The sequence below is a fragment of the Ruegeria sp. genome (genome assembly GCF_965199275.1).
Classification (GTDB): domain Bacteria; phylum Pseudomonadota; class Alphaproteobacteria; order Rhodobacterales; family Rhodobacteraceae; genus Ruegeria.
The window spans coordinates 317,037-341,549 of record NZ_CBDAQX010000008.1 but is presented as its reverse complement, the minus strand read 5'-3'; the positions used below and the strand labels follow the sequence as shown (position 1 = coordinate 341,549).

Genomic DNA, 24,513 nt, shown 5'->3' with positions numbered 1-24,513 from the left:
GACAGTCGCAAGTGTCACGCGACTTGTCCACCTGATTCAGGCCCCAACTGGCGGGAGTTTGCCATTGGCGCGATGTTCCTCAGTCTTCACCTCATCCCACAGCGCGTCCATCTCGGCCAGATCGCTTTGCGCAGGGGTCTTGCCTCGCGCGGCCAGACGAGCCTCGACCTGTTCAAAGCGGCGGGTGAACTTGGCGTTGGTGCGGCGCAGAGCGGCCTCGGGTTCGATCCCCAGATGCCGCCCGAGATTGACCATCACGAACAACAGATCGCCGAATTCATCTTCCAGCGCGTCGGCGTCCTTGGCGTTGCGCGCTTCTTCCAACTCGGCGGCCTCTTCGGTGATCTTGGCGAGGACATGACTGGCATCGGGCCAGTCGAATCCCACACGCGCCGCCCGTTTCTGCAGCTTATGCGCCCGCAGTAGGGCGGGCAGGTTCGCGGCTACACCATCCAGCGCACCTTTTTGTTCTTTGCCCTCGCGTTCGGCGGCTTTGATGGTCTCCCAGTCCTTGGTTTGCTGGTCGGCGGACTTTTCACGAGATTCGTCGCCGAACACATGCGGGTGCCGATTGACCATCTTGTCCGACATGGTGCGGACTACGTCCTGAAAGGTGAAATGCCCGGCTTCCTCAGCCATTTGCGCGTGGAAGACGGATTGGAAGAGAAGGTCGCCCAGCTCTCCCTTCAGCTCATCATAGGCCTGCCGTTCGATGGCGTCGGCGACCTCATAGGCTTCCTCGATCGTGTAGGGGGCGATGGTGGCGAAATCCTGTTCGATGTCCCACGGACAACCGCTTTGCGGGTCGCGCAAACGGCGCATGATTTCCAGCAGGCGCTCGATACCCGCATCGCTGTCATGGATCAGAGGATTTTCAGCCATTGCGAACCCTTTCGTTCCGGTGTGAGATGCATCCATTCCGCAGTCACGATCAGGAGTCCACCCCAGATGCCCGTCGTCAACCGAATTGCCGATTTTGCCGCCGATATGGCCAAGTGGCGCCAGCACTTGCATACGATCCCTGAACTGGAGTTCGAATGCTACGAGACAGCCGCTTTCGTGGCCGAGCGTCTGAGGGAGTTCGGCGTGGATGAGTTGCACGAAGGCATTGCCAAGACCGGGATGGTGGCGATCATCAACGGACAGGGCGACGGCCCGACCATCGGGTTGCGGGCCGATATGGACGCGCTGCCGATCCCCGAGGAGACGGGCGTTGAATACGCCTCGAAAAACCCCGGCAAGATGCATGCCTGCGGGCATGACGGCCATACCACGATGCTGTTGGGGGCTGCACGCTATCTGGCCGAGACGCGGAATTTCGCGGGCCGCGTGGCGCTGATCTTTCAACCGGCCGAAGAAGAAGGCGGTGGCGCGGATGTGATGGTGCAGGAAGGCATTATGGACCGGTTCGATATCTCTCAGGTATATGGCATTCACAATGATCCGGGAAACCCCGAGGGCGCCTTCTACACGACCGCCGGGCCTCTGATGGCCGCCGTGGACACGTTCGAGATCCACGTGCAAGGGCAGGGCGGCCACGGAGCTTTGCCACACCAGACAAAGGACCCGGTCATGGCGGCCTGCGGGATTGCGCAGGCGATCCAGACGATTGTCAGCCGGAACCACTATGCGGTGCAGGATCTGGTGATTTCCGTCACGCAGATTCACGCCGGAACGGTGAACAATGTGATTCCGGACACGGCTTACCTGAACGGCACCGTGCGCACGTTTGACCCAACTGTTCAGAAGATGGTGATGGAGCGGATGGAGCAGGTCGTGGCAGGGCAAGCGGCCTCATACGGGGTTGAGGCGAGGTTGGACTATCAGATCGGCTATCCGGCGACGATCAATGACGCCGAGAAAACGGCCTTTGCCGCAGATGTGGCGCGCGAGGTCTCAGGCGAGGACCGCGTTGTCGACAATATGGGCCGTGACATGGGGGCCGAGGATTTCTCATACATGTTGCAGGCGCGTCCAGGGGCTTATCTGTTTCTGGGTCAGGGTGAGGGCGCCGGGCTGCACCACCCGAAATACAACTTCAACGATGATATAGCACCGGTCGGGGCCTCGTTCTTTGCCCGGATCGTGGAAAAGGCGCAGCCGCTGGGCTGAGGGGACAAGACATGGCACTGGAAGACGCAAAACATCAGGTCGATGAGGCCTTTACCAACCCCGACCTCAAGGGCCTGTCCTATGAGAACACCTTCGGCGGCGCGACCTCGTTCCTGCGGCGGCTTTACACTAAGGACCTGAAGGGCGTGGATATCGCCGTCACCGGCGTGCCCTTCGATCAGGCGGTGACGAACCGCCCCGGCACAAGGCTCGGCCCCCGTGCGATCCGCGAGGCGAGCGCCCTGCAATCCCCCGATGCACCATACGGTTGGCCCTTTGACGCGCTGAGCGAACTGGCGATCGTCGACTATGGCGATATGGCCTATGACTACGCCAATATCCCGGCCTTTCCGGACACGCTGACCGATCATATCCGCACGATTCTGGCGGCTGACGTGGCCTCGGTCACCTTGGGCGGAGATCACTATATCAGCTTTCCGATCCTGAAAGCTTATGCCGAGAAATACGGCCCGATATCCTTGCTGCAGTTCGATGCGCATACGGATACCTGGGCGGACGATGATATGTCCCGCGTCGATCACGGGACCATGTTTTACAAGGCCGTGAAATCGGGGATCGTGGACCCGAAACGCTCGGTTCAGGTGGGTATTCGCACCAGCAACGAGGACACGTTGGGCGTCAACATTATCGACGCGCGTGAAGTTTACGAATCCGGCCCCGCTGCCGTGGCGCAGAAGATCAAATCCATACTCGGCGACCGCCCCGTCTATCTGAGCTTCGATATCGACGGCCTGGATCCCGCATTTGCGCCGGGGACCGGGACGCCAGTTTGGGGCGGTTTGTCCTCGATTCAGGCGCAAATCATTCTGCGCGACATCGCCGGGATCAACATCAAAGGCGGGGATGTGGTCGAGGTCTCTCCGCCCTATGACACCTCCGGGGCGACTGCCATTGCGGGCGCTCATGTGGCCACGCAGATCATCTGCCTGCTGGGGTGGAACCGGCTTATGGCCGAGAAAATGTAAACGGGGATCGAAGCGCGTTAACCAATGGTTAGCCAAGTTTCCGGTATGTGCTGAGAAACATGATCTGATGGGATGGGAACCAACCGCAAATGACTGAATTTAATCAACCGATCAGCGGAAATGATCTGGCGCGGTTCTCCGGGCCGAACACGTTCATGCGGCTGCCGCAGGCGACCTCGCTGGCCGGGCTGGATGTGGCGTTGTTGGGGATACCGATGGATATCGGCACCTCGTGGCGGTCGGGCACACGGTTCGGCCCCAAGCAAATCCGCAGCGAAAGCGCGATGATCCGGCCCTACAATATGGCTACATCCGCAGCCCCGTTTGATACGTTGCAGATTGCGGATATCGGCGATCTGGCGATCAATACGTTCTCGCTGTCGGAAAGCCTCAAGATCATCAAAGACAGCTATGACGGTATCCTTGCGCAGAATGTGATCCCGGTGGCGATGGGCGGAGATCACTCCATCACCCTGCCGATCCTGCGCGCGATTGCCGCAAAACACGGGCCGGTCGCCCTTGTGCATGTGGATGCCCATGCAGATGTAAACGACGAGATGTTTGGCGAGCGTGAGACCCACGGCACCGTCTTCCGCCGCGCCCACGAGGAAAAGCTGATCGTCCCCGACAAGACCTTTCAGATCGGCATTCGCGGTTCGGGCTATGCCTCAACCGATTTTACCGAGGCGCAGGGCTGGGGCTTCCAGCAATTTCCCGCGTGGGAGTTGTGGCAGCAGAACCTCACGCAGATCGGCTCGCAAATCCGCAAGACGGTCGGCGATCACCCGGTCTATATCACCTATGACATCGACAGTCTGGACCCGGCCTACGCCCCCGGTACGGGCACGCCCGAGATCGGAGGGCTGACGACCCCGCAAGCGATGCAGCTGATCCACGCGCTGCAAGGCGTGAACGTGGTGGGCTGCGATCTGGTGGAGGTGTCTCCGCCCTACGACCCGTCGGGGAACACGGCCCTTACGGCCGCCAATCTTCTGTTCGAACTTCTGTGCATTCTGCCCGGTGTGACGTCACGGTAGCTAGCCGGGTTCGCCTTGAAACGGCATCTGTTCCGCATAGGGTTCAGGAAAAGGACAGAGACGGAATGAAACGCATGCTGATTTTGGGTGTTGTTGGTGTGGTGATCGCACTGGGAGCCTACATCCGGCTTGCGCCCTCCGATCCGGCGGACTGGCACATTGCCCCTAGGGCCGAGACCAACCAGGATCTGCAAGGTGGCGTATTGCGCGTGGTCGAAACAGGGCCAGAGGGGTTGGCGAGGCTGGATGCCATTGCCCGCAACGCGCCCCGCACAATCGTTTTGGCCGGTTCGGTGGACGAAGGGCGGATCACCTATATCACCCGCACCAAGATTATCGGCTTTCCCGACTACACCACAGTCGAGCAGGACGGAGACCTGCTGCGCATCCATGGCCGCTTGCGCTTTGGCCGCAAGGATTTCGGGGTGAACAAGGCCCGCGTTGATGGGTGGCTGGCGCAGATGTAGGCAGCGTTCAGGACGCGGATGTCTTGAGGGTCTGATCCAGATCGGGCCAGTCCAAATCTGACGACAAACACCCTTCCTGCACCTCACGCCACATCGGCACATTCAATGACATCTGGCATTGCGCGGTGAAAATCCGGCCATCAACCTGCAAGCAGATCATTTGCCCCAACTCGATCCGCGAGCCTGACTTGTCGGTGCAGTAGCAATCGCGAACCTTGCCATCCGGCCCAACATAGTCGGCCATGGCGGGGAGTGCGAACAGCGATAAAATGAAAACCAACCCCTTCATGCCGGGAACCTTAGCACAAGGCTGGCCCTTGACCAAAGCCCCAGATTGAGAGACACCCGCCGGATGATCCCCGAAGAACGCCTTGAGCAGATAACCCAGCGATTCCAATACCTCGAAGCCGCCATGGCTGATGGCGCCTCGGGCGGGGATATAGCGACCCTGGCCAAAGAGTATTCTGACCTCAAACCGGTGGTCGATCAGATCCTGTCCTGGCGTCAGCTGGTCTCGGATTTGGCTGAGGCCGAGGCGATGCTGGCGGACCCGGATATGAAGGAACTTGCTGAAGAGGAAATCCCCCAGCTTCAGTCCCGTATCCCCGAGGCCGAACATGCGCTGCAACTGGCGCTGCTGCCCAAGGACGCAGCGGATGCGCGACCGGCCATGCTGGAAATCCGTCCGGGGACCGGCGGGGATGAGGCGGCGTTGTTCGCCGGGGACCTGCTGCGCATGTACCAACGCTATGCCGAGGCGCGGGGATGGCGGTTCGAGATCATCGAAGAACAGGCCTCGGACCTTGGCGGCATCAAAGAGGTCGTTGCCCATATCAAAGGCGACAATGTCTTTGCGCGGATGAAATACGAATCCGGCGTGCATAGGGTGCAACGCGTGCCCGAAACCGAAAGCGGTGGGCGTATTCATACCTCGGCGGCGACGGTTGCGGTTCTGCCCGAGGCCGAGGATGTCGACATCCAGATCGACGCCAATGACATTCGCATTGATACGATGCGGTCGTCCGGAGCCGGGGGGCAGCACGTGAACACCACCGACTCGGCGGTGCGGATTACCCACTTGCCGACCGGTCTCGTGGTGACCAGCTCCGAGAAATCGCAGCACCGCAACCGCGAGATCGCGATGCAGGTGCTGAAAACACGCCTCTATGATCTGGAGCGTCAGCGGATCGACAGTGAACGCTCGGCGGATCGGGCCAGTCAGGTCGGCTCGGGCGATCGGTCCGAGCGGATCCGGACCTATAACTTCCCGCAAGGCCGGATGACGGATCATCGCATCAACCTGACGCTCTACAAGCTGGATCAGGTCATGCAGGGCGATCTGGATGAGGTGATCGACGCCCTGACCGCAGATGATCAGGCCCGGCTGCTGGCCGAGATGGCGCAATGATTGCGGCCCTGACCGCCGCCAAGGCGATGGCTGCCGCAACAGCCCGCCTGCGCGCTGCCGGTGTCAATGACCCGGCACGTGACGCGCGAGTTCTGTTGGCGCACGCGGCCCGAATCGAGGCCAGCCGCGTCACTCTGATCGCACCCGAGGAACTGTCGCCCGACATTGCCGAACGCTATGAGCAACTGGTGTCGCTGCGCGCGATCCGGGTGCCTGTGTCGCATCTGTTGGGAGAGCGGGAGTTCTACGGTCGCAATTTCCGCGTCAGCCGCGATGTGCTGGACCCGCGCCCCGAGACAGAAACGCTGATCGAAGCCGCGTTGAGCGAGCCGTTTGACCATGTTCTGGACCTTGGGGTCGGCTCGGGCTGTATTCTGGTGACGCTGCTGGCCGAGCGCGCCAGTGCTACGGGCCTGGGGGCAGATCTGAGCGAAGCGGCCTGTTTGCAGGCCAGCGCCAACGCGGTTGAGCATAATGTGCAGGACCGGGCCGAGATTGTGCGCTCGGATTGGTTCGATCGGATTGAGGGGCAGTTTGACCTCATCGTCTCGAACCCGCCCTATATCGCGCTGTCAGAAATGCAGGACCTGTCGCCCGAAGTGCGCGAGCATGAACCTCGCATGGCTTTGACCGATGAAGGGGACGGGCTGGACGCCTATCGCCGGATCGCGGCGGGTGCACCTGATTTCTTGATGGCGGGCGGGCGCTTGCTGGTAGAAATCGGACCGACACAGGCCAAGGACGTGTCGGCTTTGTTCGGTGCCGCTGGCTTGTCGGATATCCGCGTCATCCCCGATCTGGACGGGCGAGACCGTGTTGTTTTGGGCAGAATCCCGGGTTGAACGCAGCGTTAGAGGCCGAAAAGCGCCGGTCTTTGCAAAAAAGCTGCGAAATATCCCAGAAACCTCTTGTCTGAGGCGGCAGGACATGTTTACTCAGGAATGGTCGGAGAGGTTGACGCTGCTTCAGCGCGCCCCTGACGCCAAGCCCAAAAAAGCCGATGACACGTTACGGGACAGGCCTCTGAGCAGCGTAAGGTACGGGTTGATCGGCAGCGAATTGATAAGGCTGACGTAAAGTAAGATGAGATCTTCCAAATCCCGCTCGCGGGCCAAAAATAACCGCAATCGTCCTTCTGGCGGCAACGTCGTCAACCGTGTGTTCGACAGCTCGGGCCCCGAGGGTAAGGTGCGTGGCACACCGCAGCAGATCATTGACAAATACAACCAGCTTGCGCGCGACGCACAGCTGTCCAACGACCGTGTCGCGGCTGAGAACTTTCAGCAGCATGCCGAACACTATCTGCGGATGCTGAGCGAGGCGCAGCGCGAGATTGAAGCGCGCCGCGAAGAGCAGGAGCGCCAGAACCGCGAACGTCAGGCCGAGCGCGACCGTGAACGCGCCGAACGTCAGGAGCGTGAAGCCGCCCGTCAGGCCGACCCGGCCGAGGCGCCCCAGCCTGATGTGATGGATTTCAGCGCGCCTGAACCTGCGCCGGAAAGCGGGTTGGTCGAGACCCCTGAGAGCAAAGACAAAGGTACTCAGGCCCCTGAGAAGAAAGAAAAGCCCGCGCGCAAACCGCGTGCGCCGCGCAAGCCCAAAGCTGCACCTACGGCTGAGGAAGCGCCAAAAACCGATGGGGACGCGCCCGAAGCGGCGGAGTAAGCCGGACACTGATACGAAGAAAGCCCCGGTTTTATCCGGGGCTTTTTCGTTGGGCCTAGGTTTTTTTAACTTCGCGGGCGAGGGCGCAGAAGGCCTCAAGCGGGACCTGCTCGGCCCGATCGGTGGGCTTGATGCCGGCTGCGATCAGGCGATCTTCGATATCAGGCGCCACACCTTTCAATGAGGCACGCAGCATTTTGCGGCGTTGATTGAAGGCGGCGGCAACGACGCGCGATAGGGTGCTGGCGTCGGCTGGATAGCGCGGCTCGGGCAGGGCGGTCAGGTGAACCACTGCGCTGGAGACTTTGGGCGGCGGGGTAAACGCTCCGGGGGGCAGAGACATGGCGATACGTGCTTCGGCGCGCCATTGAGCCAGAATCGCAAGGCGACCATAGGCTTTGCTTCCGGGTTGGGCGACGATCCGCTCGGCCACTTCGCGCTGGAACATGAGCGTCAGGCTTTGCCAGAAGGGCGGCCATTCCGGCGGGGTCAGCCAGCGCACCAGCAACTCGGTGCCGACGTTATAGGGCAGGTTGGCCGCGACTCGGATGGGCGGGGTCAGGTGTTCCAGCGGATTGATTTCCAGCGCGTCGCCGTTGATCACCTCCAACTGGCCCGGATAGGCGGTGGCGATGTCATTTAGGGCAGCGATACAGCGGGTGTCTTTTTCCACCGCTACGACCTTGCGCGCGCCCTCAGATAGCAGCCCACGGGTCAGCCCTCCGGGGCCGATTTCCAGAACGTCACAGGTGCTGAGGTCTCCTGCCTGGCGCGCGATCTTGGCGGTCAGGTTCAGGTCCAGCAGAAAGTTCTGGCCCAGCGATTTGCGGGCGGACAGCTGGTGGGTCGCGATGACTTCGCGCAGCGGAGGGAGGGTGTCGATAGCGCTCATGATCCGGTTACCGTGACGCGTTTGGGGTGGTTAGCGCCAGAGATTTTTTGCCTCCGGCGGGGATATTTCCAGCCAGGTGAAGGATCAAGCGCTTTGTGTCATCTTCTGCGCGAGTTTCAGCGCTTCGATCAGGCTGGTTGGGTTGGCGATGCCTTGCCCTGCGATATCCAGCGCGGTGCCGTGATCTGGCGAGGTGCGGATGAAGGGCAGGCCGAGGGTGACATTCACGCCCCGGTCGAAATCCAGCGTTTTGATCGGGATCAGGGCTTGATCGTGATACATCGCGATGGCCGCATCATAGCGGCTGCGCGCGGCGGCGTGGAACATGGTGTCGGCGGGATGCGGGCCGGTGACGCTGTAGCCCTCGGGCTGCAGGTTCGCCAGCATCGGGGCGATCCAGTCCAGTTCCTCGGTTCCCATTTTGCCGCCTTCGCCGGCATGAGGGTTCAGGCCAGCCACGGCGATGCGCGGGGCCTCAATGCCGAACTGAGAGTGCAGGCCGGTGGCGGTGATCTCGATCGTGTCGTGCAGCAGGGCCGGGGTCAGCTCTTGCGGGACACGGGAGAGGGGGATGTGAATGGTCGCGGGCACGACGCGCAGTTGATCGCTGGCCAGCATCATCACCACCCGTTCACGGCCCGCCAGCGCCGCAAGAAATTCGGTATGGCCGGGGTAAGAGAAACCCGCCCCGTCGATGAGCGCCTTTTTGTGGATTGGAGCCGTACACAGGGCCGAGGCCGCGCCGGATTGCACAAGGGAAACGCCCTGTTCGATGGCGTCAATAACCGACGGCGCATTGTCCGGGTCGGGTTGGCCGGGCGTGTTGGGGGCTGGGAAGTTCAGCTGCAAAACCGGCAGCGCCGTTTGGGAAACCGAGTTGGCCTCGGCCGGGTCGCTGATCTGTTGGGCCGGTTTGTCTGCGGGGAGGTGCGCGGCGTCGCCGATATAGAAAAAGGGACAGGTGTCGCGCAATTCCGCCCACGCTTTTGCGGCGATCTCGGGACCTATGCCGGCCGGATCGCCGCAGCTGAGCGCGATGGGGGCGCTCATTGTTCGATGATGCTGGCGTCGGCGCGCAATTGTTCCAACAGGCTGTCAGCAATGGCTTGCAGGCGCTGTTGCGTCAGCGCATTCGCGACGTCCGCGCGCGAGGTATTTTCGCCCAGATTGCGGGTGCGGTTGCACAGCATAAGGAACATCAGCGTTTGGCCGTTGTTGCGTGTCAGCGTGGTCGAGACGTCGTTCGGATCCAGCTTTGCCAGCTCGACCGCGATGTCGCGCGGGATCTCGGAAGGGGCAGCGTCGACACGTTCCAGCACTTCGGCCGGTTGCTCCTGCGCGATACCGTAAAGGTCATCACAGGTGTCGATCTCTTCGCGCAGTTTTGCAGCGGCGGCCAGTGTCTCGGCGCTACGGCCGCCGGCCATGTAGTAAATGGCGTAGTCGATCTTGGAATAAGAGGGCGTGCCGGTTGAAACTTCACGCAGGCCGCGCATCTGGAACAAAGCGAAGGCGTTTGGCAGGGCGATCGGGCTGGTGATCTCACCATTCTTCAAGCCCAGAACCACGGGCTGTAGCGCTGGGGGCAGACCGGACAGGTTCAGCCAGTCGAGGCGGCCGCCATTGCTGCGGGTTTCTGCAGCCGAGTATTGCGCCGCCGCTGCCGAAAACGCGTCAAACCCTTCGAGATTGGCGATTTCTTCAGCGAGAAGCTCGGTCTGGGCGAGGGTCTGCTGGTTTACAGGAATGATGATTTCAGACAACAAGACCTGAAGTCCGCCACCGCCGCCCTGACCCAGAGCGCGGTTGATCTCTTCCTCGGAGGGGTTGGCCTGAGACAGAAAACGCGCGCTGATATAGTTGCGCCATGTTAGCTGATCGGCGACGAAATCGCGGACTGTTTCCGGATCGACGCCTTCGTTGGCCAGCAGTTGCAGGAACTGTTCGGTGCTGAGGCGCCCTCGGGCCGCAAATTCATCGACGCCGGCCTGAATCGCTTCGGGCGGGACCTCGATCCCGGCTTCGCGCACGGCTTGTTTGCGCAAGCGGTCATCAATCAGTGCTTGCCGGACTTCGGCCTCGGACCCGCCAGAGATTCCGAGTGCGTTTATGAATTGCTGACGTTGCTCCAACTCATACCAAGTGACCACGTCCTGATTGACCCGGATCGCTGGCGAAAACAGGCTTTGCGCAAACGTATGTGGCGCGGTGAAGGTAAGAGTCGTAGCGGCCAGGGCCGGAAGCACCAGCCGGATCGAAGCGGAACGAAGAAACCGTGAGAAAGTTGATATCAACTGCATGTTCTCTTGTAAGTGTTACCAGCGCCTTCGAGGGCGTATCCTGTCAACGATACGGTAAAGCCGAATTCGGTCGAAGGCTCAATAGTTGATGTTGAAGTAAAGCGCCGCCTTACGGACATGTTAACCCGAACGCATTCGTTCTGGTAGGTCACGCCGAGGCCCAGGCGAATGGGTTCGGATTCGTTCAGGTCGTAGCGAGCCTCGGCCCGGGTCAGCCAGTTCTGGTCAACCTGATAGCGCCCGCGCAGCCAGACCTCGGAGACCGCCTCTTCGATGTTTTCAGCCGGGTCGGGTTCCAGCCAGATATAGCTGCCGGTGAAGGCTGAACCTTCTTTCGCCCACTCTCCACGCAGCTCGGCCTTGGCAAAGCTCAGGTCACCGTTGAGAATTCCGCGCCCGGCCAAAGACCAGCCATTGGCGGTTTTGAGCTGACCGGCCAGCAGGATATCGGACGATGTGCCCTGCAGTCCCGAAGTCAGAGTGAAATCCGGATCGGCATCCGCACGAAAGACTTGGCCCACCGTGGCAAGCGCCTGCCAGCCTCCGCGACCATAGCGCGCCCAGTTGACGCCGACAGCGGCGGTTGCGCCATCCTCGCGGCGATCCTCTGCCGGAAAGCGCGACAGAGACAGCAGGTTGCCCTCGTCGAATTCCTGAAACGTGCTTTCGTCGATAGGCACGTCATTGTCAGAGACATCCGTCCAGCCGAACTGAACGATGGGTTCCAGAAATTGCGTCGCGCCGGATTTTTCGCGGCGTGTCATCGGATAGCGCAAGGTCAGGGCGGCCCGAGGGGTCGTCCGGGTAGCCTGCGTGGGGAAATTGCTGTCGTGGCGGATGTTGAACGCGTCAATGGAGGCACCGAACAACGCATCTGCCCGCAATCCGATGGCAAAGGTCCAGCTGCGCAGCCATTCTGCGTCAAAGGTAGTGCGCGCCACGTCGCGTCCGACCACGTCCTCATCGCTGGTGCGCTCATGCGCGTGGGCGATGACGTTCACCCGAACTTCTCCGCCGACGGAGGTTGGGAAATAGCGCTTTTGGAAGTTCAGATCGAAAATGCGCGAGGGGATTTCATCCTGATCTTCGCTGTCACGCAGCGTTTTGTAGTGAATAAAGCTGGTCCGGAACGCCGTGTCGCGCTTGATCCGTTCCAGCGCAACTTCGCTGCGGAGGCGGTCCAAATCGGGCAGACCGTAGTCGGCCAGATAGGAATCATCCGAGGTCGTCTGCAGATCGAAGGTAAAGCGATAGTCATTTTTAAAGTCGAACCAGCCTTCGGCGAACAGATAACCGCGATCCTGATCCGGTTGAATGTCGTCCCGGGTCTGCGCGCCGTTGATCTCGATCCGGCCATTCACGAAAGCCTGTCGATAGCGATAGCCAAGCGTCGTGGTTTTGGACGAGAGATAGGGCGTAAGGGTCAGGTCCTTGTGGTCGCCAATTTTGAAGAAATACGGCACCTGCACCCCGGTTCCAAGCTGAGAGGTGGTGCGAATCGACGGCACCAGAAAACCGGTCGCACGCTCCAGAGTCGGGTCGGGCAGGCGCAGATAGGGGAAGTAGAAAACGGGAACGTCCAGTACCCGCAGCTGCGCTCCTTCAAAGTAAAGCTGCCGCTCTAACGAGTCATGCGTGACCTTGCGCGCCCGGATCTGCCACAGAGGCGGACGGCCATCGGTGCAGACATGGCACGAGGTTGCGGCGATCTTGCTGAACTGCGTATAGCGCCCTCCGGCGCGGCGGGCCTGAACGGATGCGATTTGCACCTGCTGCTCGAACACCATCCGCGCGCCCACCAGCAGGCCATTCTGAAGCCCGTTGTCCAGCTGCGCCGACTCCGCCAGTACAGTCGTCTGCCCACCCTGATCAATGCGGACGGGGCCATCCAGCGTCAGCTCTCCAGTTTCGCGGTCGTAAACGATACGATTGGCGCTGAGTTTGACGTTGCCCTGAAACGCCTCGACATTGCCTTCGGCCACAAGTTTGCGTTCGGGCGTGATAAAGATTTTGTCGGCAACAAGCAGCGCTGGTTCTTCCTCTTGCGCCGGGCTTTGGGTGACGGTCGGATCGGACAGATTCTGCGCGGCCAGGCCAAGGGGTAGGGTCAGAGCCAGCAGGCTGGTCGCTGCAAACGGCATAAAACGTCGCATCAGCCGTCCTCCGCGTGCAGCAACAGGCCAAGCGAGAGTAGGATCGCCGCAAAGGGCGGTGCCCAGGCGGCGACGTAGATCGGAAGCTGGCCGTTTTCGCCCAAAATCTGCGCGAAGTTGCGCACGAAATAGATCGCAAAGCCCAGCAGAACAGCCGTCAGCACCGCCACACCGGTTCCACCAAAGCGCACATGGCGCATGGTGAAGGCGGCTCCGATCAGGACCATGGCGACCAGAAACAGCGGCCGGGCAAGTTGGACATGCAGCCAGACCTCATATTGCTTGGTCGAAAACCCGGCCTCACCCAAATCTCGGATCAGCTTGGGCAGATCATAGACCGAGACCGAGTCTTGCTTACCCAGCGTGTCCAGAATGCGTTCCCGCGTCAGTGTGGTCGGCAGCTCAAGACGTTCATGCGAAACAGCGTTTGTTTCAGGGTTGAGGTCGTCCCGCAGCGGCCAGAGTTTGGCGTCGGTCAAAACCCAGGTTCCGTTGGTTAGCTCCGCGCGTTCGGCCACGATCTGCTGGTTTGGCTTTCCGCCGCCCGAAAAGGTGATGATGGTCACATCGTCAAGACGCAGAGTATCCCCGTTCGATGTACCCCTGGCGTGGATCACGGATTGGCCATTGTCCGAGCTTTGACGCAACCACAGCCCCTCGCGGCTGATCGACAGGGCAGAGCTGCCATCGTCACGGTAGGCGTCCGATAAGCGCTCGAACTCTTCCGAGGTCGCAGCGGCGATCGGGTTCAGCAAAGCAACGGCCAGAATGCCAATCATCAGGGCCAGGGTGACGGGGGCTACCAGCGCCCGCAGGCCCGAGCGACCGGTGGCGCGGGTCACCACCAGTTCTGAGGTGCGCGCCAGCCCAACGAACAGCGCGATGGTGGACAGGATAACCAGCAGGGGCAGCATCTCGCTGATCGCGGCAGGGGTGTTCAGCAGTGTCAAACCCAGCAGTTGGCCGACGGACAGGTCATAGTCGTCAAAGCGGCGCAGCTGTTCGATCAGGTCGATCAGAATCATCAGGGTCAGAAAGATGCCGCCGATGACCACAAAGCTTTGAAGAAAGCGGCGCGCGAAATAGCGGTCGAGGATCACGAAAAGACCCTCTCAGGGCTTGAAACGCAGGGGTTCACGCCCGGATCGCCAAAGCATGTCATCATGCGCGACAGCGAATGCCTGCCGTTTGGTGCCACTTATATCTCCCCCGAGCCTGCCGTTTATTTTTGCAGGACCTTAATGCAAATGGCAGGCGGGGAAAACTGCTATCTGGTCAAGCCGCGCAGCGCGGGCTAGGTCTTGGAGAACAGATTTTGAGGAGTTTGCGATGAGCAGTCTGGTACCAATCCGTTTTGAGGCTTTTGACGTGGATGCCATGGCGCAGGCAGAAGGGCGCGTGGCAATCATCATTCCCGCGGATGGCAAGATGAGCCCCGCCGCGCGTCGTGCCAACAAACTGACCCGTGGTGCGGTTTCTCGGTTGGTGGAAAGCGACCGTTTCGAAGAGGTGAAAACCGGGGATGTGATCTCTCTGGCGTGGCCGGTTGGTATGGCCGCGCAAGCGTTGGATATCGTGGTCCTGCCGCGCCGCCCCGAAGCGGATGAGGCGCGCAAAGCGGGCGCGGCATTGGCAAAACTGGCCGGTGGCAAAGACCTGTTGGTGATGGCGGGCAATCAGGTGCGTGTGGAAGATCTGGCGATGGGCATCGCTCTGCGCAGCTACGATTTCGACGTCCACAAGACCAAGGAGAGCGATGCGACAGGTTCGGTCGCGATCAGTCACAGCAAGCATGACGAGGCCGAGGCGGCCTTTGCACCGATGTATGCGGTTGCCGACGGTGTGCGGATGACCCGCGACTTGACGAATGAGCCTGCGAACATCCTGACCACTACCGAATTCGCCGACCGTCTGGACGAGATGAAATCGCTGGGCCTCGAGGTCGAGGTGCTAGAGGAAGACAAGCTGGCCGAACTGGGCATGAGCACGCTGCTGAGCGTTGGACAAGGCTCGGTTAGCCCGTCGAAAGTTGTGGTGATGCAGTGGAACGGGGGCGACAAAGACGATGCGCCTCTGGCTCTGGTCGGCAAGGGCGTTGTGTTCGACACCGGGGGGATCTCGTTGAAACCTGCGGGTGGCATGGAAGACATGACCATGGACATGGGCGGCGCAGGCGTTGTGGCCGGCACCATGCGCGCTCTAGCCAAGCGCAAGGCTAAGGCCAATGTGGTCGGTCTTGTGGGGCTGGTCGAAAACATGCCCTCGGGCAATGCGACCCGTCCGGGCGACGTTGTGAAGTCAATGAAGGGTGACACGGTCGAGATCATCAACACCGATGCCGAGGGCCGTTTGGTTCTGTGCGACGTGATGTGGTACGCGCAGGAGAGGTTCTCTCCGGTCGGTATGATCGACTTGGCGACCCTGACCGGTGCGGTCATCATCGGACTTGGCCATGAGAATGCGGGTGTGTTTTCGAACAATGACACCTTCTGTGATGCCTTCCTGAAATCGGCTAAGGCCGAGGACGAAGGCGCATGGCGGCTGCCTTTGGGCGCGGCCTATGACAAGCAGCTGAAATCGCGCATCGCCGATATGAAGAATGTGGGCGGACGGCCTGCAGGCTCGATCACCGCGGCGCAGTTCCTGCAACGCTTCGTGAAAGAAGAAACGCCTTGGATTCACCTCGACATCGCCGGTGTTGCCTCGGTCGCGGCTGAGACATCCTATGCCCCCAAAGGCGCAACAGGCTGGGGTGTGCGCGCGCTGAGCCGCTTTGTGCAGGACAATTTCGAGTAAACCCATGGGGGCCGTCTATTTCTATCACCTGACCCGTCAGCCGCTGGAGCATACTTTGCCAGTCCTGCTGGACAAGGCGCGTCAGGCCGGGTGGAAGATCGCCGTGCGGGGGACTGATCCTGCGCGGCTGGACTGGCTTGATGAAAAACTGTGGTTGGGACCCGAGGACGGGTTCCTGCCGCATGGACGGGCCGGTGGGCCGCATGATGCGATGCAACCGATCCTGCTGACCTCGGACATGCAGGCCGCAAACGATGCCAGCTGCGTGATGGCGGTGGACGGGGCCACGGTTGACCCGGATGAGGTCGCCGCTTTGGACCGGGTTTGCATTCTGTTCGACGGCAATGACATGGAGGCCGTTCAACATGCGCGTGGCCAATGGAAAGCGCTGACCGGCGCGGGATGTTCAGCGCAATACTGGTCCGAGGAATCGGGCCGTTGGGAAAAGAAAGCCGAAGCCTAGCGCGCGGCTGTTGCGGAAATCAGGAGAGCGACAAATGGAAATGAAGCCTTTGGGCCGCACCGGGATCATGGTGTCTGATCTGTGTCTCGGGACGATGACATTCGGATCGCAAACCTCGGAAGCGGACGCGCATACGCAGATGGACGTGGCGCTGGCGGCCGGGATCAATTTTGTCGATGCCGCCGAGATGTACCCGGTCAATCCGGTCGCCAAAGAGACGATTGGCCGGACCGAGGAAATCCTTGGCAACTTGAATGCTGCCAATACCGCGCGTAGGGGGGATTATGTTCTGGCCACCAAGCATTCCGGTGAGGGGCTTCGCTTTGTCCGCGATGGCGCGCCGATCACCGCTCAGACAATCCCCGAGGCCATCGAGGGCTCACTGAAGCGTTTGAAGACCGACTATATCGACCTCTATCAGTTTCACTGGCCCAATCGCGGCAGCTATATGTTCCGGCAGAACTGGACGTTCTCCCCGAAGGGGCACAACACCGATGAAGTGCTGGAGAATATGCAGGAGTGTCTGGAGGCGCTTCAGGTTCAGGTCGACAAGGGCAACATCCGGGCCTTTGGATTATCCAATGAAAGTGCCTGGGGGACAGCGCAATGGCTGCGTTTGTCCGAGCAGATGGGTGCACCGAGGGTGGCGTCGGTTCAAAACGAATACTCGCTGCTGTGCCGGCTGTTTGATACGGACATGGCCGAGTTGAGCGTTCATGAAGATGTAGGCCTGATGGCGTTCTCGCCTTTGGGGACGGGTTTGCTGACCGGCAAATATCAGGGCGGCGCCATTCCCGAAGCCTCGCGCATGTCACTGACGCCTGAACTGGGGGGGCGCAAGTCCGAGCGGGTTTTTGATGCCGTTGACGTCTATTTGCAGATCGCTGCGCGGCATGGGCTGGACCCGACGCACATGGCGCTGGCTTGGTGCCGGACCCGGCCGTTCCTGATGTCAGCCATCTTTGGCGCAACGACAGTGGCGCAGTTGGAGCATATCCTGTCTGGCGTTGATCTGCGCTTGTCGGATGAAGTTCTGTCCGAGATCGAGGCGGCGCACAAAGCGCATCCGATGCCGTATTGAGACGTTTCGGGTTTTACCTAGATCGCCAAGTGACAAGAATTTCCCGAGAACGCGGAAAGCGTGGCGGGTATTCGTGTCGCAGGCTTAACCCGAAGCGATCTAGGGGGCGCTGCCCCCGCCGCGCGTGCCGCGCGCCTCCCCCGAGGTATTTCTGGCCAGATGGAGTGGATCCGGTCAGTGATGGGTGGGGTAGGCACTATCCTGTCTGAGGTCACGGGCCGACAAACCGTGGGCTGTGCGGAAGGCGCGGGCAAAGCTGGATTGCGAGGTGAACCCGGTGGCCTGAGCCACGTCCATCAGCGACATGTCGGTATCGGTCACCAGTCGGCGGGCCTCGGCCATGCGCAGTTGCAAGTAGTGGTCCTGCGGCGTGGTGTTGAGGCGCAGGCGAAACTGCTGTTGCAGAGTGCGGGGGCTGGTGCCCAGCCGGTCGGCGATATGGGCCAGTGGCAGCGGATCGTCGAGGGCGGCCTCCATCAGGCTATTGGCCTTGGACGTCAGCGCGGAGTGGTGGTTCGCCTTGGGGGCGTCTGTTTTGGTTTGGGCCGGAGCGCCTTCGCATAGGAATTGGTTTGAGACACGTGCAGCAAAGCTTGCGCCATGACGTGCCGCGATGATGTGCAGTATCATCTCGACCGCGGGGATCGCGCCGCCCGAGGTCAGACGGTTTTCGGAGATTGCGAAGCGGTTTGCTTGAACATCGACCTTGGGAAAGCGGCTCGCGAAACTGTCAAAATCGTCCCAATGGGTGGTCGCGGTGTGACCATCGAGCAGACCAGCCTCGGCCAGCAGCCAGGGCCCTCCGTCTATGCCGGCCATGGTGGCACCCGTGGCCGCGATACGCCGCAATCCCGCGAGAAGGCTGGGTGTTGCTTGGCGGGCCATTTGAAATCCGGCAACCACAATCATCAGGTCGCAGCTTTGCAGACGGGCCAGCGGGATACCGGTAACGGCGAGCGCACTGGTCAGCATGACCGGCGCGTCCGTCGGGGTCACATAGTCCCAATCAAAGGCCGGGCGATCGGCCAAACGATTGGCCGCGCGCATCGGGTCCACGGCCGAGGCGAAGCTGAGCGTGCTGCATTCATTCAGAACCAACAGCGCCGTTTTCAGGGCACGATGTTCCGGTTGCAGTATGTTTTTTGCGGATTTCATCAAGTTCGATTCGCATTCTGGCAAGTGTTTCCACAAGGCTGCGCCAGAGGCGGCGGTTGCGCAAATCGGAATCCGGGGAGAAGCCTAGGGAAAACATTGGTCAAAACTGGGTATAACTTGGGGAAAACGTTTTCGCCCGGAAAACGGCAGGTATTCCATTGTTAGGAGCCCGCCCATCAGACAGGGCCGGGCACCGTGTTTCGATCTGCTGGCCAGCCGAATTGGCCCGCGAACCGGATGGGCGGAGCGTGTTGTTTTTGAGGGCGCGACAAGCGCGTGGAGCTAGGTGTCAGCCTTGATTCGGACCTCGGATCTGGCGGATTGTGCGGCGGACGGCCTGCCAGTCTTTGGCCTCTTGTGTGTTTCCGGCGGCCTCACATTCGCGCATCTTCTGAGCGGCTTCTGCCTCGGCCCGGTCGCCGTGCGCGGAATATAGGGCGCGTGCATATTGAGCTGTTTGTAGTGCGTCCATTCTGATCATCCTCCGTAGAGTGTCTGCGCGTTCGCGGTGTCACTATACTACAGGAACCGGAAAACCGCACGTTTGAGGCGTCAGCCCTTTGCAATCTCGTCCCGCAATCCGCGCAGATATTCCGGGAATCGGCGGGCGGTCATCTCAGCCTCGCGGATCAGAGTATCGAAATGCCGGCTGAACACCTCGATCCGGTCGCGGTCGCGGAAGGCCATATAGTGGCTGCCCGCATAGAAGACGCAAAGAAGGGGCCCGAAGATCGTGACAGGTGCGGAGTACAGGCGTTTGGCATCGAACAGATAGATGCGCAGGCGGGGATAGTGCTGCTCGCTGAGGTCCAGAAGGTGGTCGATCTGTTCCAGACGGACTAGCAAAGGCAGCCCCTCGTAGTAGCCGGTACCGAGGGCAAAGCTTCGGATCTCATATAGGGGCATGGCAATCTCATAATCCGACTGGGCGCTGCGCATCCAGGACAGGCGATCCTCGGACGCGCCAATTGCTTGATCTGCTGTGCGGCCCAAATGCGGGGCGTATTCCCATTCGAGTATCGCGCGGGTCTTGAGCATATCGGGCAGGGTGGCGGGTACGTAGCGGATTTTGTAGCCTGCAGCCTCTTGATGCCATTGGAAAATACGCTCATCGACAAGGGCGCGTGGGGCCTCGGTCATGGTCAGGGAACTGGCCAGAAGCTCGGCGGCGCTTTCGGGTCGGTCCGACAGGCTTAGCAGCCAATCCGCGGAAACGCCCAAAGCAGAGGCACAACTGCCGACCACATGAGCGTTGGGCAAGCGGGCGCCTTCATCGGTCAGCAGCTGTGATACGGTCGAGCGGTCGACACCGATATGTCGGGCGAGGGCGCTTTGGCTGACACCGGTGTCCTCCATCGCGCGGGAAAGTCGCTGGCGAAACTGAGCAGCGCGGACTCGTTTGTCGATTTTCTCTATCATAGGGAGATAAATATCACTTCTGATGATTTTTGTTAATCATATTCAGAATTCCCAACACGCCGCCCGTTGAGTAACGCTTTTATGATAACAACAAAAAACGGGGTCCGGAATGGAAACGCGACGAAGATCTGTCGTGAAAGCACTCATTTGGAATGTGATGGGGTTGGTGATGATGACTCTGGTGGGCCTGATCGCCACCGGGTCGGTTGCCTTGGGCGGCGTGGTGGCGCTGGTCAACACCGCTATCGGTCTGACGCTTTACATTGTCTATGAGCGGGTCTGGGCGGGGATCTCGTGGGGGCGTCATGGGGAAAGCTGAAACGCCTGAATGGGGCACATTGGCCCTGATCGCTGCATGTTACGCCGCCTGGTTGATTGCCACTTTCTACGTGGCGGGTTGGAGCCTTTGGCTTGCTATCCCGACGATGGGCGCGGTTACCGCCCTTCATTCCTCGCTGACGCATGAGGCGTTGCACGGACATCCGTTTCGCACGAAATGGTTGAACGAGGCACTGATGGCCCTGCCATTGACCCTGTTCATTCCGTTTAACCGGTTTCGCGACCTACATCTTGCGCATCATCAGGATTCGAACCTGACAGATCCCTATGACGACCCCGAAAGCAACTACCATGACCCAAAGGTCTGGGCGCAGCTGTCTGGATGGCAAAAGAGGCTGCTTGCCACCAACAACACCCTGCTCGGGCGCATGGTGTTGGGGCCTGCGATTGGGCAGGTCATGTTTCTGCGGGATGAATGGAGCAGCCTGATCCGTGGAGACCGTTCGGTCGCCCTTGCATGGGTGCTGCATATCCCCGGAGTTGCGGTGGTTCTGTGGGTCGTCGCGCACTCCTCCATGCCGATTTGGGCCTATGTCATGTCGGCCTATATCGGTTTGGGTCTTGTGAAGATCCGCACCTTCCTTGAACACCGCGCGCATGAGAAATCACGCGCTCGCACGGTGATCGTTGAAGACCGCGGAATTTTGGCTTTCTTGTTTCTGAACAACAACCTGCACGTGGTTCATCACATGAATCCATCGGCCCCATGGTACGAATTACCCGCGCTCTATCAATCGGGCAAAGAGCGGTATCAGGACTGCAACGAGGCCTATGTCTACGCATCCTATGCCGAGATCTTCAGGGCGTATTTCTGGCGCGCGAAGGACCCGGTGCCGCATCCGCTCTGGCCAAAACCCTGATTAAAAGACAGAACGGAGTTCATGAGTTTATGGATTCCAATTACCATCGCCGCCGCCGGTTTTCAGACGGTCCGGTTTATGCTGCAAAAATCGCTGAGCAGCGTGAAACTGTCTGCGGCGGGGGCGACCTTTGCGCGCTTTGTCTATTCCTTGCCGTTGGCCCTGCTGGGGCTGGTCGTGGCCATTCAGGTCACCGGATTGAGCCTGCCCGATTTGTCCGCGCGGTTCTGGGTGTTTGCGATCATCGGCGGCACCTCGCAGATCCTTGCGACGATCTGTGTTGTCGCCCTGTTTAAGCAGCGCAATTTTGCCGTCGGTATCACGTTCAAGAAAACCGAAGTCATCCAAACCGCGATCGTTGGATTTGTCGTGCTGGGCGATCAGGTCTCGACCGGAGCATTGGGGGCGATTGTCGTGGGACTGCTGGCGGTGCTGCTTTTGTCCAAAACCCCCGGAGGGGACGGGGCGTGGTGGCAGCATCTGACCAATCGCGCCTCGCGATTGGGGCTGGGCTCGGGGGTATTGTTCGCCTTCTCCTCGGTCAGCTATCGCGGAGCCTCGCTTGAGCTGGGCGATATCGACGCGTGGTTTCGCGCGTTGGTCACGCTGGCCGCAGTGGTCACGTTTCAGTTCGTCAGCATGGGGATCTGGCTACTGTGGCGCGACCGGGCCGAGCTGCGCGCAGTGTGGAACACGCGCCGAACCGGCGTGTTCGTTGGCCTGACCAGCCTGTGCGGATCGTTCTGCTGGTTCTTCGCCTTCACCTTGCAGAACGCGGCCTATGTCAAAGCACTGGGGCAGGTTGAGCTATTGCTCAGCCTGCTTGCCTCGACCCTGTTCCTGACTTCCGACATTTTTTCGTATAAGTCATTGATATTATTATGCCTTGGTTGCCAAAAGGCACTACACGGACTTTTTTCGCCAGCGATTGTTTCGGAGTGTTGAGGGAGCTCAGGCTTTGGTCTGGCCAGTTTTTCGGGTGCGCCCGGGGGGTATCTTGAAAGGGGCTTCGTTCCAGGTCAGGCCGACGCAGGTGAGGATGCGTCTGGCATCGACCGTGGCATGGCTTGGCATGCCGTAGCGGTCAGGGGTGCCTTTGTGGCGCAGGATCGAGAGCTGCAATGCGTTCAACTCGTTGCGGATACGAGCCGGGCTCATCGGGTGTCCGAGCAGGTCCAGATGCTTGCGCAGGTGCTGCAGGCAGCAGAAGGCCATGTAGCAGATGGCGATATGGGCCCGGACCCGACGCGGCGACCAGTGATAGATGGGCCGGATTTTCAGATCGTGCTTGTTGGTGCGGAAGCAGGCTTCGATCTCCCACAACTGGTGATAGCGGGCAATGACGTCCTGTGCCTCCAGTTCGTCCGCACCATGAACAACAATGGCATGCAGCCCGTCCCATTGTGCCGCTGCCTTGATCTTTGCATCATCCAGCGTGACGTCCCCGCTGTCGGGGAAGGCCAGGAAGCGGCCATATCCCCGGCTGCTGAAGCTGCCGGGTTTGCGAGAGCGCTTGAGCTTCTTGTGCAGCTTTTCGATTGCCTTGTCGCGCTTGTGGGCATCATTGCGTGCCCGGGTGGGTGACCAGGTCACAATGACCCGCGCTCCCTCCTGGTCGATCACCTTGTACCAGCCCTTCTCGGTTGCCTCTTCAGAACCGTGTCCAGCCCAAGGCTGGCGTCCCTCCGGGCTCAAAATGTTCGCCTTCACGGCGGCCGGGGCGGACTTCATGCGATAGCCGAGGATGTAGGGCAGACCCTTGTTCTGCAACATCTGCTGGTTGTCCTTGCTGAGCATGGCGGCATCGGCCACGAACGTGACCCTGGCCACGTCGAAGCGTCCCTCCAACGCCTTCAGCGCAGCTTCCAGCGTATGACCTTCCCAGGTGTTTCCCGGGAAGAGTTCATAGCCCACAGGCAGCCCATCGGAGGTGACGATCAGCGCCAGCATGACCTGAGCGCGGTGATGCTTGCCATCCTTGCTGAAGCCCTTGGCCAGAAGATGATCCTGCTCGACCCCGTCCGCATCCTCGGCCGGGTCCTCGCGCTCGGTGTCAAAGGCCAGGGTCGTGCAATCGTAGAACAGCACGGTCACTGGCCCGCCCAGCAACTTCTCTGCCGCCGCGTGAGAGGTTTTGCAAATCCCGTCTATCACCGGCGTATTGATGTAATCCATGCTCCGATAGACCACGTCCAGATTGAGCGTGATGCCTGCCTGGTTCTCCAACGCCTCCACGGTCGCGCGCTTGCTCTCGGGCTGTGCGATCCGCGCCATAACCAGCTCTTTCACAATGCGATTGGCACTTTTACGCGCCGCCCCCAGAAGGGCCCCCCAACCCAGTTGGTCATACATCGTCCCCATGACATCCCGCAGACCCAGAGAGACCCGCGCCTCCTCACGGCACTCGGCAAGATCAACGCCAAGCTTGTCCGGCCGCGGAGCGCGGCGCACCAGCGCCTGCAGATCGGCATATTCCGTGGGCGTGAACAGTTCCATTTGCGGCGAGCGATCAATGCGTAATTGCTCCATCAAGCGGCCCGCCAGACGCTTGATATCCTCAATCTCGCTGTCGTTATGGGCCACACCCACATGGCGCAGGATCTTCTGGCGTACCTTGGAGCCGGTGCGGACGGATTCAACGATCTGGATCCGTGTGCGGTTGAGCTTTGCGTCATGTTTGGTGCGGATGAACATGGGCGAAGAGGTTAGCCATCTGAAGGCCCATGTCAATACTTTTTATAATAATGGGGCACTACAACGCGCCTCTGAGCAACCACACCTGAAAACAAACCAAAAACCCAGTCAGATCAACAAAAAGGTCGGAAGTCAGGAGGTCTCGACCGGAGCATTGGGGGCGATTGTCGTGGGACTGCTGGCGGTGCTGCTTTTGTCCAAAACCCCCGGAGGGGACGGGGCGTGGTGGCAGCATCTGACCAATCGCGCCTCGCGATTGGGGCTGGGCTCGGGGGTATTGTTCGCCTTCTCCTCGGTCAGCTATCGCGGAGCCTCGCTTGAGCTGGGCGATATCGACGCGTGGTTTCGCGCGTTGGTCACGCTGGCCGCAGTGGTCACGTTTCAGTTCGTCAGCATGGGGATCTGGCTACTGTGGCGCGACCGGGCCGAGCTGCGCGCAGTGTGGAACACGCGCCGAACCGGCGTGTTCGTTGGCCTGACCAGCCTGTGCGGATCGTTCTGCTGGTTCTTCGCCTTCACCTTGCAGAACGCGGCCTATGTCAAAGCACTGGGGCAGGTTGAGCTATTGCTCAGCCTGCTTGCCTCGACCCTGTTTTTCCGTGAGATAATCACCCGGCGCGAGATCGCCGGGATGCTGTTGCTGGGTGCGTCGATTCTGGCGCTGGTGCTGTCGATCTAAGCGTCTT

Annotated in this window: 25 protein-coding genes and 1 pseudogene; 15 read left to right on the top strand and 11 right to left on the bottom strand. The window is 60.4% G+C overall.

Annotated elements, in window-relative coordinates; genetic code table 11:
• Positions 1–36: 36 nt before the first annotated feature.
• Positions 37–882 (bottom strand): nucleoside triphosphate pyrophosphohydrolase, encoded by an 846-nt coding sequence (mazG, locus tag ACOERD_RS03870; RefSeq protein ID WP_419738109.1) that lies wholly within the window; start codon positions 880–882, stop codon positions 37–39.
• Positions 883–948: 66 nt separating this feature from the next.
• Here mazG and ACOERD_RS03865 point away from each other — a divergent pair, with 66 nt between their 5' ends.
• The 4 genes from ACOERD_RS03865 to ACOERD_RS03850 all read left to right on the top strand — a co-directional run bounded on the left by ACOERD_RS03865 (position 949) and on the right by ACOERD_RS03850 (position 4,602).
• Complete coding sequence (locus ACOERD_RS03865; protein WP_419738108.1) at positions 949–2,112, top strand: M20 aminoacylase family protein; 1,164 nt, start codon at positions 949–951, stop codon at positions 2,110–2,112.
• 11 nt (positions 2,113–2,123) lie between these two features.
• Positions 2,124–3,098 (top strand): agmatinase, encoded by a 975-nt coding sequence (gene speB, locus ACOERD_RS03860; RefSeq protein WP_419738107.1) that lies wholly within the window; start codon positions 2,124–2,126, stop codon positions 3,096–3,098.
• 89 nt (positions 3,099–3,187) lie between these two features.
• The gene (gene speB / locus ACOERD_RS03855; RefSeq protein WP_419738106.1) at positions 3,188–4,135 is read left to right on the top strand and encodes an agmatinase; all 948 of its coding nucleotides are present in this window, start codon (positions 3,188–3,190) and stop codon (positions 4,133–4,135) included.
• Between the two features lie 65 nt (positions 4,136–4,200).
• Entirely contained in the window at positions 4,201–4,602 is a 402-nt protein-coding gene (locus tag ACOERD_RS03850) for a DUF1499 domain-containing protein (protein ID WP_419738105.1), read from the top strand.
• 7 nt (positions 4,603–4,609) lie between these two features.
• On the opposite strand, the gene ACOERD_RS03845 is transcribed toward ACOERD_RS03850, so the two are convergent.
• Positions 4,610–4,891: a hypothetical protein gene (locus ACOERD_RS03845; RefSeq protein WP_170373917.1), complete on the bottom strand. Its 282-nt coding sequence runs from the start codon at positions 4,889–4,891 to the stop codon at positions 4,610–4,612.
• Positions 4,892–4,954: 63 nt separating this feature from the next.
• Between ACOERD_RS03845 and prfA the strand changes: the two genes are divergently transcribed.
• The 3 genes from prfA (at position 4,955) to ACOERD_RS03830 (ending at position 7,675) form a co-directional block, all read left to right on the top strand.
• Positions 4,955–6,010: a peptide chain release factor 1 gene (gene prfA / locus ACOERD_RS03840; RefSeq protein WP_170373916.1), complete on the top strand. Its 1,056-nt coding sequence runs from the start codon at positions 4,955–4,957 to the stop codon at positions 6,008–6,010.
• A complete protein-coding gene (prmC, locus tag ACOERD_RS03835) occupies positions 6,007–6,852 on the top strand; it encodes a peptide chain release factor N(5)-glutamine methyltransferase (RefSeq protein WP_419738104.1) in 846 nt (281 codons plus the stop codon). Before prfA ends, prmC begins: the two co-directional genes overlap by 4 nt.
• Positions 6,853–7,093: 241 nt before the next feature.
• Positions 7,094–7,675 carry a DUF4167 domain-containing protein gene (locus tag ACOERD_RS03830; protein WP_419738103.1) on the top strand — a complete coding sequence of 194 codons (582 nt, stop codon included), beginning with the start codon at positions 7,094–7,096 and terminating at the stop codon, positions 7,673–7,675.
• A 55-nt stretch (positions 7,676–7,730) separates the two neighbouring features.
• On the opposite strand, the gene rsmA is transcribed toward ACOERD_RS03830, so the two are convergent.
• The 5 genes from rsmA to lptG all read right to left on the bottom strand — a co-directional run bounded on the left by rsmA (position 7,731) and on the right by lptG (position 14,120).
• Positions 7,731–8,567: a 16S rRNA (adenine(1518)-N(6)/adenine(1519)-N(6))-dimethyltransferase RsmA gene (rsmA, locus tag ACOERD_RS03825; protein WP_419738102.1), complete on the bottom strand. Its 837-nt coding sequence runs from the start codon at positions 8,565–8,567 to the stop codon at positions 7,731–7,733.
• Positions 8,568–8,651: 84 nt separating this feature from the next.
• Complete coding sequence (gene pdxA, locus ACOERD_RS03820) at positions 8,652–9,617, bottom strand: 4-hydroxythreonine-4-phosphate dehydrogenase PdxA (RefSeq protein ID WP_419738101.1); 966 nt, start codon at positions 9,615–9,617, stop codon at positions 8,652–8,654.
• Positions 9,614–10,813: a peptidylprolyl isomerase gene (locus ACOERD_RS03815; protein ID WP_419738344.1), complete on the bottom strand. Its 1,200-nt coding sequence runs from the start codon at positions 10,811–10,813 to the stop codon at positions 9,614–9,616. The genes pdxA and ACOERD_RS03815 overlap by 4 nt, the downstream gene beginning before the upstream one ends.
• Before the next feature lie 44 nt (positions 10,814–10,857).
• Positions 10,858–13,020: an LPS-assembly protein LptD gene (locus ACOERD_RS03810; RefSeq protein ID WP_419738100.1), complete on the bottom strand. Its 2,163-nt coding sequence runs from the start codon at positions 13,018–13,020 to the stop codon at positions 10,858–10,860.
• Entirely contained in the window at positions 13,020–14,120 is a 1,101-nt protein-coding gene (lptG, locus tag ACOERD_RS03805) for an LPS export ABC transporter permease LptG (RefSeq protein WP_419738099.1), read from the bottom strand. The genes ACOERD_RS03810 and lptG overlap by 1 nt, the downstream gene beginning before the upstream one ends.
• A 63-nt stretch (positions 14,121–14,183) precedes the next feature.
• On the opposite strand from lptG, the gene ACOERD_RS03800 reads away from it, so the two are divergent.
• The 4 genes from ACOERD_RS03800 to ACOERD_RS03785 are packed head-to-tail and all read left to right on the top strand — an operon-like array spanning position 14,184 to position 17,360.
• Entirely contained in the window at positions 14,184–14,318 is a 135-nt protein-coding gene (locus tag ACOERD_RS03800; protein ID WP_419738098.1) for a hypothetical protein, read from the top strand.
• A 31-nt stretch (positions 14,319–14,349) separates the two neighbouring features.
• Positions 14,350–15,816: a leucyl aminopeptidase gene (locus ACOERD_RS03795; RefSeq protein WP_419738097.1), complete on the top strand. Its 1,467-nt coding sequence runs from the start codon at positions 14,350–14,352 to the stop codon at positions 15,814–15,816.
• A gap of 4 nt (positions 15,817–15,820) precedes the next feature.
• Positions 15,821–16,279: a DNA polymerase III subunit chi gene (locus ACOERD_RS03790; RefSeq protein ID WP_170764539.1), complete on the top strand. Its 459-nt coding sequence runs from the start codon at positions 15,821–15,823 to the stop codon at positions 16,277–16,279.
• Between the two features lie 34 nt (positions 16,280–16,313).
• Positions 16,314–17,360 carry an aldo/keto reductase gene (locus ACOERD_RS03785; RefSeq protein ID WP_419738096.1) on the top strand — a complete coding sequence of 349 codons (1,047 nt, stop codon included), beginning with the start codon at positions 16,314–16,316 and terminating at the stop codon, positions 17,358–17,360.
• A gap of 174 nt (positions 17,361–17,534) precedes the next feature.
• Here ACOERD_RS03785 and ACOERD_RS03780 read toward each other — a convergent pair whose 3' ends face one another.
• From ACOERD_RS03780 to ACOERD_RS03770, 3 genes are all read right to left on the bottom strand, one after another.
• A complete protein-coding gene (locus ACOERD_RS03780; protein ID WP_419738095.1) occupies positions 17,535–18,515 on the bottom strand; it encodes a GlxA family transcriptional regulator in 981 nt (326 codons plus the stop codon).
• Positions 18,516–18,804: 289 nt separating this feature from the next.
• Positions 18,805–18,987: a hypothetical protein gene (locus tag ACOERD_RS03775; protein ID WP_170373905.1), complete on the bottom strand. Its 183-nt coding sequence runs from the start codon at positions 18,985–18,987 to the stop codon at positions 18,805–18,807.
• 80 nt (positions 18,988–19,067) lie between these two features.
• A complete protein-coding gene (locus ACOERD_RS03770; protein WP_419738094.1) occupies positions 19,068–19,934 on the bottom strand; it encodes a helix-turn-helix domain-containing protein in 867 nt (288 codons plus the stop codon).
• A 109-nt stretch (positions 19,935–20,043) separates the two neighbouring features.
• Between ACOERD_RS03770 and ACOERD_RS03765 the strand changes: the two genes are divergently transcribed.
• From ACOERD_RS03765 to ACOERD_RS03755, 3 genes are read left to right on the top strand one after another with little or no spacing between them, the layout of a single operon-like run.
• On the top strand, positions 20,044–20,253 hold the full coding sequence (locus ACOERD_RS03765; RefSeq protein ID WP_170373903.1) for a DUF2061 domain-containing protein: 210 nt from the start codon (positions 20,044–20,046) through the stop codon (positions 20,251–20,253).
• A complete protein-coding gene (locus ACOERD_RS03760; protein ID WP_419738093.1) occupies positions 20,240–21,133 on the top strand; it encodes a fatty acid desaturase in 894 nt (297 codons plus the stop codon). The genes ACOERD_RS03765 and ACOERD_RS03760 overlap by 14 nt, the downstream gene beginning before the upstream one ends.
• A 21-nt stretch (positions 21,134–21,154) precedes the next feature.
• Positions 21,155–22,078, top strand: a complete 924-nt coding sequence (locus ACOERD_RS03755) for an EamA/RhaT family transporter (RefSeq protein WP_419738092.1) — start codon at positions 21,155–21,157, stop codon at positions 22,076–22,078.
• A gap of 6 nt (positions 22,079–22,084) precedes the next feature.
• Here ACOERD_RS03755 and ACOERD_RS03750 read toward each other — a convergent pair whose 3' ends face one another.
• Entirely contained in the window at positions 22,085–23,827 is a 1,743-nt protein-coding gene (locus tag ACOERD_RS03750; RefSeq protein ID WP_419737624.1) for an IS1634 family transposase, read from the bottom strand.
• A gap of 139 nt (positions 23,828–23,966) precedes the next feature.
• Here ACOERD_RS03750 and ACOERD_RS03745 point away from each other — a divergent pair.
• A pseudogene (locus ACOERD_RS03745) lies at positions 23,967–24,506 on the top strand (EamA family transporter); the annotation flags it as partial.
• Positions 24,507–24,513: the final 7 nt, after the last annotated feature.